Source organism: Enterovibrio makurazakiensis, assembly GCF_050336585.1.
Lineage (GTDB): Bacteria > Pseudomonadota > Gammaproteobacteria > Enterobacterales > Vibrionaceae > Enterovibrio > Enterovibrio gelatinilyticus.
The window spans coordinates 99,103-114,315 of the sequence record NZ_JAKJSE010000016.1 but is presented as its reverse complement, the minus strand read 5'-3'; the positions used below and the strand labels follow the sequence as shown (position 1 = coordinate 114,315).

Annotated in this window: 13 protein-coding genes; 9 read left to right on the top strand and 4 right to left on the bottom strand. The window is 44.2% G+C overall.

What is annotated here, in order from left to right; translation table 11 throughout:
- Positions 1–250 precede the first annotated feature (250 nt).
- Positions 251–544 (top strand): hypothetical protein, encoded by a 294-nt coding sequence (locus L4D06_RS13290; protein ID WP_429739882.1) that lies wholly within the window; start codon positions 251–253, stop codon positions 542–544.
- Between the two features lie 93 nt (positions 545–637).
- On the opposite strand, the gene L4D06_RS13285 is transcribed toward L4D06_RS13290, so the two are convergent.
- Positions 638–952 carry a hypothetical protein gene (locus L4D06_RS13285; RefSeq protein ID WP_429739880.1) on the bottom strand — a complete coding sequence of 105 codons (315 nt, stop codon included), beginning with the start codon at positions 950–952 and terminating at the stop codon, positions 638–640.
- A 340-nt stretch (positions 953–1,292) separates the two neighbouring features.
- Between L4D06_RS13285 and L4D06_RS13280 the strand changes: the two genes are divergently transcribed.
- Both L4D06_RS13280 and L4D06_RS13275 read left to right on the top strand, forming a co-directional pair.
- Positions 1,293–3,266 (top strand): methyl-accepting chemotaxis protein, encoded by a 1,974-nt coding sequence (locus L4D06_RS13280; RefSeq protein ID WP_429739878.1) that lies wholly within the window; start codon positions 1,293–1,295, stop codon positions 3,264–3,266.
- A gap of 160 nt (positions 3,267–3,426) precedes the next feature.
- Positions 3,427–4,377: a sensor domain-containing diguanylate cyclase gene (locus L4D06_RS13275; protein WP_429739876.1), complete on the top strand. Its 951-nt coding sequence runs from the start codon at positions 3,427–3,429 to the stop codon at positions 4,375–4,377.
- Positions 4,378–4,547: 170 nt separating this feature from the next.
- On the opposite strand, the gene L4D06_RS13270 is transcribed toward L4D06_RS13275, so the two are convergent.
- Together L4D06_RS13270 and L4D06_RS13265 are read right to left on the bottom strand one after the other, a co-directional pair.
- A complete protein-coding gene (locus L4D06_RS13270) occupies positions 4,548–4,898 on the bottom strand; it encodes a DMT family transporter (RefSeq protein ID WP_274164826.1) in 351 nt (116 codons plus the stop codon).
- A 103-nt stretch (positions 4,899–5,001) separates the two neighbouring features.
- A complete protein-coding gene (locus L4D06_RS13265) occupies positions 5,002–5,523 on the bottom strand; it encodes a DUF3332 domain-containing protein (protein ID WP_274164827.1) in 522 nt (173 codons plus the stop codon).
- A gap of 335 nt (positions 5,524–5,858) precedes the next feature.
- On the opposite strand from L4D06_RS13265, the gene L4D06_RS13260 reads away from it, so the two are divergent.
- The 3 genes from L4D06_RS13260 (at position 5,859) to L4D06_RS13250 (ending at position 9,238) form a co-directional block, all read left to right on the top strand.
- Entirely contained in the window at positions 5,859–6,068 is a 210-nt protein-coding gene (locus L4D06_RS13260; RefSeq protein ID WP_429739873.1) for a DUF2986 domain-containing protein, read from the top strand.
- 162 nt (positions 6,069–6,230) lie between these two features.
- Positions 6,231–8,039: a M3 family oligoendopeptidase gene (locus L4D06_RS13255; protein ID WP_429739871.1), complete on the top strand. Its 1,809-nt coding sequence runs from the start codon at positions 6,231–6,233 to the stop codon at positions 8,037–8,039.
- Between the two features lie 395 nt (positions 8,040–8,434).
- Positions 8,435–9,238, top strand: coding sequence for a M48 family metallopeptidase (locus L4D06_RS13250; RefSeq protein ID WP_429739869.1), 804 nt, complete (start codon positions 8,435–8,437; stop codon positions 9,236–9,238).
- Between the two features lie 94 nt (positions 9,239–9,332).
- On the opposite strand, the gene L4D06_RS13245 is transcribed toward L4D06_RS13250, so the two are convergent.
- On the bottom strand, positions 9,333–10,925 hold the full coding sequence (locus L4D06_RS13245) for an ABC-F family ATPase (protein ID WP_274164831.1): 1,593 nt from the start codon (positions 10,923–10,925) through the stop codon (positions 9,333–9,335).
- Positions 10,926–11,242: 317 nt separating this feature from the next.
- Here L4D06_RS13245 and L4D06_RS13240 point away from each other — a divergent pair, with 317 nt between their 5' ends.
- From L4D06_RS13240 to L4D06_RS13230, 3 genes are all read left to right on the top strand, one after another.
- A complete protein-coding gene (locus tag L4D06_RS13240) occupies positions 11,243–13,063 on the top strand; it encodes a diguanylate cyclase domain-containing protein (protein WP_429739866.1) in 1,821 nt (606 codons plus the stop codon).
- A gap of 363 nt (positions 13,064–13,426) precedes the next feature.
- A complete protein-coding gene (locus L4D06_RS13235; protein ID WP_274164833.1) occupies positions 13,427–14,452 on the top strand; it encodes a sensor histidine kinase in 1,026 nt (341 codons plus the stop codon).
- Positions 14,440–15,189, top strand: coding sequence for a LytR/AlgR family response regulator transcription factor (locus tag L4D06_RS13230; RefSeq protein ID WP_429739865.1), 750 nt, complete (start codon positions 14,440–14,442; stop codon positions 15,187–15,189). The genes L4D06_RS13235 and L4D06_RS13230 overlap by 13 nt, the downstream gene beginning before the upstream one ends.
- The last annotated feature ends 24 nt before the right edge of the window (positions 15,190–15,213 follow it).

Here is a 15,213-nt window from a genome sequence, read left to right as displayed (position 1 = left end):
CAGCAACATTGTTTTTTTGACTATGTGTACCCTTTCCACAACTATTCACGACCCCTCTTTCAGATTGCTTAAATAGGTAGACCGCTCAAATGGTATTTGAATCCCACCGAATCGCGACAAAATGTGCCGAAAGAGAGACTTTTTATCCGCACTTACTAATGAGACAGATTCACCACTCAACACCGATCTAGTCTACTCATATGTCATCGAAGGCACATTGCCTCAACATGTCAGTAAGAGGATGTTTGGCATGAGTAACCCCCTTAGCATTAAACCCACGATATATATTGTTTGTCTTATCACTGCATTAATCGCCCTGAGTGCGTGTACAAGTTCTCGACACGACCAACTCGCAGACTTAGGGTTTGCGACGCCTTACCTCGAGGGTTATGACGACGGTTGCCACAGCAAAGTCACGGCAGCTAAAACCATTGGCGAGGGTTTTCGACAGGATCCAGAGCGTATGTTCAAAGAAGCACGTTATGCGAATGGTTGGCGTGACGGATATGAGCAGTGCTATGTCGCTAAGCACAGTTTCTACTAATAAGCCTTTATAGAAAAAATCCTGTCATCGCTGACAGGATTTTTGACGACTCTACACGGCTAACCCGCGTATCAGTTTGCACGATAACGGCAACTAGTGATCGCGAGGGATCACAACAGATCGTTCAATCTCTTGTCCATCTTTTAACATTGCGGTGAATACACCCGTCCTCGTGTTCGGGGCAGCTGTCATCACAAACACTCGGCCATTTTCTGGTGTTTGATATTCACCCAGATTACCAGACAAAGTCACGGTGGCACCTTCAACTGGCTCACCATTTTGTATCAGTTGAACCCAAGCACCTTGACCTACGGTAGTTACACGCATATCTAAACCACTGTTCGTTGCTCCCGCGTAAGCGGTAGAAGAAGCCAATATCATTCCCACTGCAATCACAAATTTACTCATCACACCCTCTCTTTTTTAGTTATTGAGATCTATGCCTTTATCTCCTTAAACATAGTTCGCGATGGTGCTCAATGCCAATACAAATGCAGGTAAGCAGATGTCCACGTTGAATCAACTAAACGCTACAGAGCGCACTCAACATTCGCAGAAAAATAACAATGCATCGCAATTAAAAGTGGCCCTGTAATATTTTTGCAACATTTTTCGTGACGCATCATATTTATGTCCTACATTTAAGACAGAAAATGTACAGACAAGCGTATTCAACAGCGTGATATTGAAGCAGTGGTCATCGAAGCGGTAGCTATCAATGCGCAATCAATGATTCATAGGAGAGAACATGCGTAAGCCCATCCCTCAAACCATCAAGGCACAGTTGAGCAGTATTGTCCTTCTGATTTTGGCATCCGTTTTCGTGTTTGCCATCACGTTTCAGCTTTCATTCAAAGAGCTAAGTACGCTCGATAGCGCTTCTGTCGACATTCTAAAAAGCCAAACCTCCGTGCTGATGTTACGCCGCCACGAAAAAGACTTTATGGCTCGTAGTGACGTTAAATATAAAGACAAATTTGATAAAGAATACAATGCGATTAGAGGGAGGCTCTCCAACGCATTAGACAAACTAACGGCCTTGGATATGCCTGGACGAGAAGCAATCAGAAACATGCTGTCCAAACTGAGTAATTATCAACGGGACTTCGATTCTTTGGTGACCCAACGTGTCAAGGTTGGTGTGGAACATGATACCGGGCTTAAAGGGGCTACCCGCACAGCATCACATAGAGTTGAACAAGCAATACAACACGCCCAAGACGACACCATTTACCGAATGCTGCTTATGCTCCGTCGCCATGAAAAAGATTTCCTCCTACGTGCAGATGAAAGGTATATCGACGAGTTCAATGCACTATTTTCGACTTTAGGTCTTGCTCTTACTAAACGCGAAATCCCAACAAGTGATCGTCTCCTGATGACCACCTCGCTGAATGATTACCATCAAGCATTTAACTCGTTAGCGGAGAGTTTGAAGAAAATTGGCCTTAGCCCAAAACAAGGGTTACACGGAAGCTTGAGAGCCACAGTGCAAGAAACAGAAACGCAAATGAAATCATTGAGTGAAGAGCTGATTCACGCCATTGACCAACGCGAACATCAAATCACAAATACACTCACTCTCATCGGTGGCTCACTGGCAGTCATCGTATGCTTGTCACTGATTTTGATTATCCGCCACGTCACACAAAAAATTGCGGTGGCAAATCATCTTATGGCGAACATTGCCAAAGGAAACAGTTCACTTAATGTACGTATGAAACTCCCAGGAAACGACGAATTGTCTCAACTCGCCTCTCATTTCAATCAATTCATCACGAGCCTACAACACACAATGGAAAAGATATCCGCCATTTCTACCGAGCTGTCATCAAATGCTCGACACAGTCGTGTCATGGCCGGATCCACCGCCAACAACGCAGAGAAGCAACGTGCTGAATCAGATTCAGTTTCAACAGCCATGAACGAAATGACAGCAACGAGTCGTGAAATTGCTCAAAGTGTGGCGCGAGCCGCCAGTGTGGCTCAAGAGTTACAATCATCAGCCACTACAGGACGTGAGGTGAACAGTGAAACCTCAGTAAAAGCCACACAACTTTCTGAAAGTATGAGAAGTGCCAGCGACAACATGCAGCGCTTAAATGATGACAGTGAAGATATCGGCTCTGTGATCGACGTAATTCGATCCATTACTGAACAGACAAACCTATTGGCTTTAAACGCGGCGATAGAAGCAGCACGTGCTGGCGACCAAGGGCGAGGCTTTGCCGTTGTTGCGGATCAAGTGCGAGAACTTGCCATGAAAACCCATCAATCTACCGATGAAATCACAAAGATCATAGAGCAGTTACAAGGCGGAATTCGCCATAGCGTTTCCGTCATGAATGAAAGTAGCGAGATGGCCACAATCAGTGTCAATCAAGCACGTGAAGGTGCCGCAGTGATGAGTGCAATGGTAGAGCAAATCGAAGATATTGCAGGGCAAAATATGCAAATCGCCACTGCATCAGAAGAACAAACCACGGTGACAGACAGCGTTGATCGTAACATTGTGATCATCGCAGAACTTGCTGGAGAAACCGCATCTGCCGCTCAAAAATCCAGTCATTCAGCGACCACAATCGAACAATTGGCCAATGAACTAGATGGTCTTGTTGGAACGTTCACAGGAAAACAAGAACATTCGTCTTTACAACATGCGAGCCAAGCACACATAAATGACCAACGAGACCTGACAGATACATCTTTGGTACACGCTTAACGCAACATCTTGATACCCAGAGCCACTTATTCAAATAGCAACCGCAGAGTCAGTGGGTTTGGGTATCCTATTCCTTATACCGAATCAACCTGACTCCAGCATCTTCAAGTAGCTTGGGTATAGGCTATAGTAATGAAATCACCCATGCATTGGATTGCTCATGAAAAAGCCAGCATTGCCTGCAGATGAAGCGCTCAGACTCAAGTCATTACATAGCCTCAATATTGTAGATACAGCAGATGATGAGAGATTTGACAGACTATGCCGGCTTGCGAGACAAATGTTTGCTACCAAAGTGGCAGCCATTAGCTTTATCGACAGCGACCGTCAGTGGGCTAAATCCTGTATTGGCCCGCTTGATCGAACCATTCCACGTGACATCTCTTTCTGCGCCCACACCATATTGAATTCTGAACCGCTCGTGGTAAATCACGCAGCCAACGACACACGATTTCACGATAATCCCTTAGTGACATCTGAGCCCAATATCCAATTCTATGCAGGATACCCTGTTAAGCATGTCAATGGCGCCATCATCGGTACACTCTCGATCATGGATGATGAACCTAGGGGCTTTGACGCGGAAGACCTTAAATGCTTGAAAGACATTGCCGAATTAGTTCAAAGTGAATTACACGCCATTCTCTTAACCACTCAGGATCAGTTAACCGGTCTTCTGAATGCTAATGGGTTTCGGGTTCTCTCTCAAAACAGTCTCAATATGTGTGAGCGCTTGGGAGCCCCAGCGGCCTTAGCCTACTTTGATGTGAGGGATGTGAAACAAATCAACACAATGCAAGGCAATCGTGAAGGAGACCATGCTCTCATGATTTTTGCAGAACTTTTGACCTTTGGCTTTCGCGATTCAGATGTGCTGTCTCGCCTAGCGAGCGACAAATTTTCCGTACTTCTCACCAACACTTCCATCGCAAATACACGAGATATCTTGGATCGCTTCAAAGAAAGAGTGGATAGGTATGCCGTTGAAAATCGGCTTTCATATACGCTTGATTACAACGTGGGAGTATCATGGGTGGATGTCGACGGAGATTATGACTTCGATAACCTTTTTGACGAAGCGAGAAACCTCGCACTAAAAACCAAAACTTGAAAGCTCTCTATTGAAATCGCTCTCTTCATTACTTGCGTTTTATAACTCGTGCTTTGATGCTATCGCTTGAAAGACACAGCAATCAAACCTAACTTAACTTAACTAGCAGGATGCCGCAGTGTAAAAGACGCTTTTCAGCGCCCAAGGGCAACCTTCATATCGTGCGAAAGTTAATGTGCAACGGTCGAAAATAAATTAATTACCACAACGCCAATAATAATCAACGACATACCGAGCATAGCGGCAAGATCAAGTTGTTGACCGTGCCATAACCATGCCACTAAGGACACCAGCACAATACCTGCAGCACTCCAAATTGCGTAAGCAATGCCTAGTGGCATCGTTTTAACGGTAATGGAGAGAAGATAAAACGATATGGCGTAGCACGACAAGACGACAGCAGTGATCACTGGATGAGTGAAAGACTGCGTTTTTGGCATCATAGATGTAGCAATGATTTCGAATAGAATCGCTACCGATAGCGAAGCCAGTGGAGGAACAGTGGATAGAATTTTAATCATAATGCTGTCTACTCTATTTCGGCATCCCTTCGTCGTTTAACGTTCCTAAATAGCAAAGCCTCGTCCAATAAGGACGAGGCTCTATGTATCGAATTAAAACTAATTATACGCGGTTTGCCGCGTACTCATTCAATTCTTCAACAGACACAGTGGTGATGAACTCTTCATTCAAGTAGAAATTCACCATTTCACCGTCTTTCTCGCCGCGCAGTACTTGAGTGGTACCGTCTGCGTAAGCAACTGACATTTCGATAGATTGATCGTTTACTTGCTTAACATCAGCAGAAGAGATTTTGATCGGTGCAGTTGTCAGATCTTTATCCAGCTTTTGGTTGATTCTGAAAATTGCATCAGCAGGCATGTCTGCAACTGCCGGCGACTTACCTGAAATTGGGTTAGTACCTGTCCAAAACTCAATAGAGTTGAAAATGAAAAGGTCAGCAGTCGCTGCAATACCGTAAACTGGGCTCATCAGCAAGTACAGACCCGCGCGAGCATAACGGTTGTCAACAGCAGTCAGGTTCATTTTCATAACCATACCTGAGGTTGCCATTTGGCCAATACAACCCGTTAAAGATGAAGCCAGCACAACAGCTGCAATAGCTTTAATAGCAATTTTTTTCATTGTTTTACACACTATGAGTTCAAAAAGTTGGCGAAGTATACAGCGAATTTTCCATTTTAAAAGCGCAAGAAACATCCGTGAACGGCGAGCAAATAACAGGCAATTAACAGCCATTTGTCAGCGCAAAGTCAGCACAGTTAACATCTAGTTACAACCCAAAGAATGCGAAACAGATCACTTGTATAAAAACCCGAAACCATTGAGCGTGTGAATGAGTGAGGCGGGATTCAATTGCTGTTTATTTGCACTAATAGCGTGATGTTCGGTGTTTGTGCTTGAGTCTATGTGCTATTTGTCCTTACAATCCCCCCTCGAAAAATTGACGGTCATTCCTAATGAACAGAAAAAAGAAAATCATTCAAACGCTAAAGAAACGTGAGAAGAAGCAAAAGGCCAAATTGCACACTTCTAACAAGCCAAAATACGTTTCAAAAGCCGATCGTGAGAAGCTGGCATTAGAAGCACAAGCAGTGGAAGAAGCGCAAGCATCAACCTCAGAAAACTCAGGTGCTGAAGAAAATACCAGCGCTCAAGAGAACGCATGATCTGACTTCCCCAGCAACGTCAAGATGCTCGGGTACCAATGACTGCTGTGGAAAATTTCGAAGCAGTCATCACTTCCAGCTTGGTGTTGTACCGCCACAGTTACGTTCACCCTCTGTATTGCGCTATGGTTACCTCACACTAGCAAGCAAGAGGAAGACGGAATGTCAGCGCCAAGTTGGGATTTTTCATTTGTTTACCAAAGCCTTCAAGATCCAGAAATTAATAACGACTTACTTCTCAGCAAGCAGAATTTAGATGCTCTCGCGCACTTATCTATCGACAATGTTGAAGACTGCCAGCGAGCATTAAGCCTTTACGACGACATCCATATCCTCATTCAGTCCGTATCAAATTACGCCGCTTGTCAGTCTGCTGTCGATGCAACAAACGAGGCAGCAAAAGCGTTGGTGATTAAAACCGATGTGATGCAATCCACACTGACACAAGCATTCAGCCCTTTCGAAAGTCAGCTTGCGGGCTGTGACCCTGTATTTTTTGATGCCGTCATGTCTGGCAATGATGAAACTGGAAGCTACGACCGCCATGCGTTTCGCTTTTCCCGTATGCGTCAACACCGCGTCTATCGCTTGTCAGTGCCTGAAGAACAACTCTTAGCTGCTACGCAAGTCGATGGGCGAAATGCATGGGGAAGACTCTACGACGCCATCACTGGTACAGCCAAGGTGGTGCTGACATTCCCCGATGGCAGCGAAGAAACCATGGGATTATCTCAGGCAGCCAGCCTGTTATATGGTGGAGACACTTATCGCCGTGAACCTGCATGGCGTGCTATTCATCAAGCGATGGAAAAACAAGAAATCACGTTTGCTGCCATTCTCAATGCACTGGCAGGTGGACGTTTAGCTGAATATGAGAAACGCAGCCACACCAAACCGCTTCATTTCCTTTCGCCAGCGCTAGAAGAAAGTCGCATTGAGAAAAAAACGCTTGAAGCCATGATGGGCATCACGGAGAAGCATAAAGCGCTATCCCGCCGAGCCGCTAAGAGCATGGCCAAAATGTTTGGTAACGATACCTTGGCTCCGTGGGATGAAATGGCAGCAATGCCTTCTTTGGAAGCCAAAGTATCGACCAACTACACGTTTGAACAAGCTATCGTCATCATTCGTCGTGCTTTCGACTCTGTTAACCCTGAAATGGCAGAGTTCGTGGATATGATGGTAGAGCAACGCTTGATCGATGCTGCGCCTCAGCCCAATAAAGTCATGGGTGCTTTCTGCACGAAAATCGCGAAAACACGTACCCCATTAGTGTTTATGAGTTACGGCGGCAGTATGTCTGACGTGCTGACGCTTGCACATGAACTTGGTCATGCTTTCCATAATTGGGTGATGAAAGACATGCCAATGGTGGAAACGGATTACCCAATGACATTGGCAGAAACAGCGTCAATTTTCGCTGAGAACGTGGTGCGTGACGCGTTGTTGGAAGAAGCCGAGAGTGACAGCGACAAGCTACTGATGCTTTGGGAAGAAGCCCAAACAGCCGTCGCGCTGATGCTTAACATTCCGGTGCGCTTTGAATTCGAGCGAGCCTTTTATCAGCAGCGACTTGAAGGTGAACTCACGCCACGACAATTACGCAACCTAATGTCCGACACATGGAAGCAGTGGTATGGCGACGCTATGTCTGAGCCGAATGATTTGTTTTGGGCGAGTAAGCTTCATTTCAGCATCGCTGAAATCAGCTTTTATAACTACCCCTACTTGTTTGGGTATCTGTTCAGCACGGGTGTTTACGCACAGCGAAACAGTAAAGGCGAACGCTTTTATGAAGACTACAAATCGCTGCTCAAAGACACGGGCAGAATGAGCGCAGAAGAAGTCGCGCTTAAGCATCTCGGGGCCAACTTAGAACAACCGGATTTCTGGCAGCAAAGTATCTCAATCGCAGAAAAACGCATTGAGGCGTTTGAAGCTTTGGTCGATAAAACGGTCGTTAAACGTTAATTTTTTCCCCCTTTTCAAAAACTGGCTTTTCAATTTTGTTTTTGGGAGGGGGTAAATAACGTACTTATATAGGCCCGTTCAGTACATATAGTTAATCAACATGAGGGTGGTTGGATTTCAGCGGAAAATCCAGTGAAGCCTTACTCATGTTATCTTTTTTGATTACGATAACTACGCTGGGGAATGGGTCCTAAAGTAGAACATCAGAAAAATTCAATAAATAGTCCTCCCTCGGGTTTACACACACATTTGTGCATATTGATTTATATGTTATTGCAAGTGATATCGTGTCGGTTCACACAAATTAATTTACCTCATTTAAATGCTTTGTCTGAGCATTTATTAATCACATATAGTCCTGCGAAATTATTATTAAAGGACTAGGTCATTAACCAATGAATATTTCAGAAATTCGACACCCCAAAGAAGCACTTTACCGGACGATATGTTTGATCGTGGGATCACTCATTTGGTTAGCCCTTCTACTTGGAACTTATTTCTTCGTTCTAATTTTTCTCATTCCCATTGCAATTTCATTGTGGATTGCAGAAAAATTTTTCCAAGTCAGTGTTTATGGAAATGCTGTAAACGTAAACAGCAAACAATATCCAGCTATAGACACAATTGCTAAGGAATTTACTGCTTCTCTTGACCTAAAAAAACAACCTGAAATATTTGTTGTTAACTCCCAAGGTATGACAAATGCGTTAGCCATTAAGTTTCTATCGGGGAAATACGTTCTACTGTACAGTGATTTGGTCGACTTATTGTGGCAAAAAGATAACAAAGAAGACCAATTGCGATTTGTCATCGCACATGAACTCGCACATCACGCTGCTGGACACATGAATTTCTGGACCAATCTAATCATGAAACCAGCAAAGTTAATACCATTCCTTGGTGCAGCCTATAATCGCTCTTGCGAGCTAACGTCCGATCGTATTGCTGCCGAACTGGTCAAAAATCAAAAAGCGAGTATTGATGCACTCATTGCTTTAGCATCAGGTAGTGCAAGTTTGTTTGATTTAACAGATAAAGTGGCCTTCATCGAACAAGAGAATCGCGTTCCTTCAGGCTTTGGTTTTATTCAAGAGGTTGGCTCAAGTCACCCGAGAATGACAAAACGCGTCATGGCAGTGAATGAGTACGGCCACTCCAAACCCGCCGCAGTGCGCAACCCAAACGTTCAGGCTGCGTAACTGACTTTGTTGACCCAACTACAAACGCAAACAAAAACACCCGCCTTAGCGGGTGTTTTTTAACTAATACCAATCGGATCGGTATTAAGCTCGACTAGTGATCAACACCGCGAGACTTAAGGAATTCAGCGTAGGTGCCTTTGAAGTCAGTGATTTTGTTATCTCTGATTTCAATGATGCGAGTCGCTAACGAATCAACAAAAATACGGTCATGCGAAGCGAAGAACAAGGTGCCTTTGAACTGCTCTAAGGCTGTGTTCAATGCTTCGATCGATTCCATGTCCATGTGGTTGGTTGGTTCATCAAGTAACAACATGTTTGGCTTGTGCATCATTAGCTTACCAAGCAACATACGGCCTTGCTCGCCACCAGACAGAACCTTCACAGACTTTTTAATATCATCTTGTGAGAACAGCATGCGACCAAGGAAGCCACGGACAACTTGCTCGTCTTCACCTTCCTGACGCCACTGACCCATCCAATCCATCAGTTTCAAATCTTCTTCGAAATCCGATGCGTGATCCTGTGCATAGTAGCCAAGATTCGTATTTTCTGACCATTTGTAAAAACCGGTACGCGGCTCTAGCACACCAGCAAGGGTGTTGAGCAGCGTCGTTTTACCCACGCCGTTTTCACCGATGATCGCGATACGCTCGCCCACTTCAAAAATACCAGAGAAATTCGAGAACAAGTCATGGTCAAAACCTTGGCTCAAGTTTTCAACTTCAAGCGCGTTACGGAACAGCTCTTTTGATTGCTCAAAACGAATAAACGGCGTTTGACGGCTAGACGCTTTCACTTCATCAAGCTTGATCTTATCAATCTGCTTCGCACGAGATGTCGCCTGCTTTGCTTTTGAGGCGTTAGCAGAAAAACGAGCAACGAAGGTTTGCAATTCAGCAATCTGTGCTTTCTTCTTCGCGTTGTCAGTCAGCAAACGGTCACGGGCTTGAGAGGCCGCTGTCATGTACTCATCGTAGTTACCTGGATATACGCGCAATTCACCGTAATCCAAATCCGCCATGTGTGTACACACTGAGTTTAGGAAGTGACGGTCGTGCGAGATAATGATCATGGTGCAGTTACGTTCATTCAACGTATCTTCCAACCAACGGATAGTGTCGATATCCAAGTTGTTCGTTGGTTCATCAAGCAGCATGATATCTGGATCAGCAAAAAGCACCTGAGCCAGAAGAACACGTAATTTCCAACCTGGAGCAACGCTGCTCATCAAGCCGTAATGCTGTTCCAATGGAATACCCACGGCAAGAAGCAGTTCACCTGCTTTTGACTCTGCCATGTAGCCATCCATTTCAGCAAACTCCACTTCCAGATCAGCAACACGCATACCATCGTCTTCGCTCATATCTGGGAGCGCATAAATGCGATCACGTTCTTGTTTCACGTTCCACAGCTCTTTGTGGCCCATGATAACGGTATCAATCACCGAATATTCTTCGTATGCGAACTGGTTCTGGTTTAGCTTGGCAACACGTTCATTAGGATCAACGCTCACGTTACCGCCGCTTGGCTCCAGCTCACCGCTCAGGATTTTCATGAAGGTTGATTTTCCGCAACCATTTGCACCGATAAGGCCGTAACGATTGCCATCGCCAAACTTAACCGAAATGTTTTCGAAAAGGGGCTTGGCGCCAAATTGCTGGGTGATATTCGCTGTACTAATCAAAGTGATTACAATCCTGAGCTATGAATACAAAACGCCGCAAGAGTACAGAGATTGCTCCATTACTTCAAGCAAACAGCGAATTGAGTCACAGACTTGTCATAAAAAATCGGCTACTGAGAAAGCGAATGATGACTCAGAACAATCATTGTCATTAACACTACCAGTCATTGCCCTAAAAAATGCTAACTGTTCACACATCTCAAAACTTGCTATTTGTTTGACTTAACAGCTGAAAATGTAACTACACTTACAAGCTAATCGGCTCACTTATGAGTCAGACGATCACTAAATATGACAAAAAAGCAGATGAGAACGCTATGAGCAAACGCTTTCTATTTACGGTCACAGCCCTAATCGCTCGATGTTTCAATATTCAATTTGCAAGTATCGTGATGATTTTTCTGCTTTCAGCAAGCGCCGTTTCTCTTTCATCATCGCCCGTCTCAGCAGAAACAAGTGCCAAGAAAATACTGTTCATCAATTCATTCCATCGAGGGTATGGATGGAGTGACGAGGTCGAAAATGGTTTGAGAGAAACGCTCTCCGCTTCTGGGCAGCCAATCGAGCTTTCTGTCGTATACCTTGATACGCTTCGCCACGATGCCGTCCCGATTAAAGACAAACTTGCCGATATTCTTGCGTTGAAGAATGTTAACGAAGCGATTGATCTCGTTATCACTTCAGACAAGCCCGCTATTGAATTTGCATTGACGCATCAAAACACTTTGTTTCCACGACAACCTATTATCTATACCGCACTTACCGACTCTTCAACCGAGACAATGGATAATGGCCCACGTATCACTGGTATTTCGGAATTTACGGATTACCTCAATGCCATTGACGTCGCCCTAACGCTTCACCCAGACGCTGATAGCATCGCGTTTATTGGCTCTGAGCGCGAGGGGCACAACCAACATATGGTTGATGTCATTAAGGATAATGTTCTCCCTACACTTTCAACGAAAATAAACACTGAAATCTATCTCGATAAACCCCTAGATGAACTTGATGAATCACTAAGCCACCTATCAGCCAACACAATCATCTTCGCACTAAGTAATACTATTCCCAAAATGGACGGTAGCCTATACAGCCCAGCAGAAACTGCACGCCTGCTAGCTTCTGTAACACCATTACCTGTTTATTCTTTTTGGCACTCCCACATAGGTCATGGTCCCGTAGGAGGACAAATCGTAACAGGTTTCAGTCAAGGTAAAGCGGCAGCACAGCTCGCCTTACAAGTGCTTAATCAAGACATTGATGCGCCCTTGCCTGCCGATCAGGTTGCACCTGCATCACTGTTTTTTGATTTGGAAGCTGTTGAAAAGCATCAAATTGACTCAACGATGCTGCCAGAAGGTTCTCGGTTCATAAACTACCAAGCCCCCATTTGGCAAGAATATAAAACGGAAGCGCTGACTACCCTTGTCATCGTGTTTGGGCTCAGTTCGATGGTACTTGCCTTTGTATTACTCGCAAGACGCCAAACAGAAACTATACATCAGATGAGCGATGAAAACGTCGAACTTAATCAGGCGTTAGACCTAAACCAAGAAGCACTTGATGACGTTACCCATCAGTTAGAAGAAGTCAATATCGTAGATGAGCTAACCGGATTAGGAAATACTCGTCATTTCAATGATATGTTGGACAAAGAGTTACGCCGAGCCAGTCGCTACAAAACGCCCTTGAGCCTATTGCTCATTTCTGTTGACCAATTTGATGCGTACGTAAATACGCAAGGGCAAGAAGATGCAGACAAGCAATTGATGGTCATTGGTCAAATTATCAAAGACACTTGCCAGCGCTCCTCTGATGTTCTAGCTTTCCTTCACAACGCAAAGTTTGCGATCATTTTGCCACATACAACACGAGACAACTCTCAGGTAGTGTGCCAAAAACTTCATAGTGGACTGAAACACAAAAGCCTTCCATTTATGCTGTCCCAAACAGGGGCTTTAACTCTGAGTATTGGCTTATCTTCACTCGAAAGTACCGAAGATCGCATTAATCCTCAACATATGTTCAATACCAGTGAAATGATGCGCCTTGATGCAGAACGAAAAGGCGGAAACGGCACTCAATCTGATGTTATTTCTGTACACTCTTCGTCAAGCACATCGAATGGAAAATGAGTATCCTCGCCGTTTACTCCAGTTTAAAACCACTTATCGCGTCATAATGACGCTTATCTCATCATACTGACGACAAACACAGTTTTAGTTAACGTGCTTGTGTTGGTTGTTTTTCCAAACTGTTTTCCCAAACATGACGGAAAAGCCACTGTGCATCCGAAATACCTTATCGAAAGGCGCGCATATTTTTTGCTGCGCCTATTTTTTATGAATGTTTCAACATGCATCCATTTTCGGTTCCGAATGATTGAAACCAAATAATTTTAGTTTCCGCGACACTTATCACTCTTATTCATCTATATAGATGTTTCGAATTGCCTTGATAAAAATTAACATCGACTATGACTCAAGAGGCACCGACAAATGGACAATAATCCAACATACAAAGTTATCAATTTATCTAATATTTCATACACCGTTGTTCTATGCTTTATTGTTGCTTTTCTCACCCAATTTCTATTTGCAGGATCCTACCTTTACCATGTCGCTATTTCCTTCGGATATTGCTTAACCTTTACCTTATCCAACAATTTCATTGCTAAAACTTACCCTAATCGACCTCATTGGAAAAATGTCATTGTCGCCACTTTAGTCGGTATGCCCTTTGGTGGTGCAAACATGTTGTTTTGGATGAACTACTACAAGGGATTATCAGAAACAGATAGTATTCTCCCTGCTCTTGCTATCACCACAGCCATTGCTTTTTGTATTGCTTATTTTTTTATTACGCAAGCGCGAGCGACCACAGCAGAGTCACAATTGAAGGACATTAAGCTACAACAAGCTGAGCAAGAAAAAGCACTGATCAATAGTCAATTAAGAAGCCTACAGGGGCAAATGGAGCCACATTTCTTGTTTAACACCTTGGCGAACATCCAAGTATTGATTGATAGCGATTCTCACAAAGCAAAAATGTTACTCGAAAAAATCACAGATCTGCTTCGTGCAAGTCTTAAGCAGCACCGCAAAGATACCATTTCTCTAACCGATGAATTACGACTGTTAGATAGCTACTTATCAATCCAACAAATACGACTTTCCGATCGAATGGGTTATACGATTTCACTTGATGATTCCATTTCGCCACAAACGCTTATCCCTCCCTTTTTGATTCAACCCGCAGTTGAAAATGCCGTTGTCCACGGAATAGAGCCTTCGATAAAAGGGGGACACGTTCAACTTAACATCTCAAAAGAGGGCAATAGGATAACGGTTGAAGTGACGGATAATGGCATTGGTTTCAACGACGCATCAAAAGGTCACGGGCTCAGCATGAAAAATGTGCGACAGCGCCTTTCTGCCCTTTATGGTGAAGGCGGAAAGTTAGAACTTATTCCTCATAGCAGAGGTGGATTCACGACAAGGATCTCTATTCAATGCGAGCAGTGATTGCTGATGACGAACCGTTACTACGACACCATTTGAGCAAGCTACTGGGTGAACTAAGCTCATCTATTGAAGTGGTTGCAAGTGCCAAAGATGGGATAGAAGCCGTTGAAAAAATCAAAGCGCTCAAACCTGATATCGTGTTTTTAGACATTCGAATGCCAGGGCTAAATGGCCTAGAGGTCGCCACCATCATTAACGAACTAGATGTGTTGCCTCGTATTATTTTCGTTACAGCCTACGACCACTACGCGATTGAGGCCTTCGAGCAGGGCGCTGTCGACTACCTCGTTAAGCCAATTGACGAATCTCGACTGCTAAAAACATGTGAGCGACTTGAATGCCAGCAAGAACAGTCGTTAAATCGTGAAGAGTTGATCAACATACTGTCGCAAACTCAAGTTAAAAAAGAAGCGCCGCTTACGTGGCTAAAAGCAGCGAAAGGTGAGGATATCCATCTCATCCATGTAGACGATGTCGAGTATTTTAAAGCAGAAGACAAATACGTCACTGTAGTGACACAGAGCAGTGAATACATTATTCGAACGCCGCTGAAAAACCTCTCGAGGAATTTATGTAGTGACACTTTTTGGCAGATACACCGCTCAATTATCGTCAAAGTCTCATCGATTCACCGCGTATCTCGAGACATAACGGGAAAAATGATCGTCGAACTCAATGGCAGTGCTCATAAATTGCCCGTAAGCCGAAATGCAAACGCGCTATTCAAACAAATGTAACACAACAGAATTACCCTTAATTTC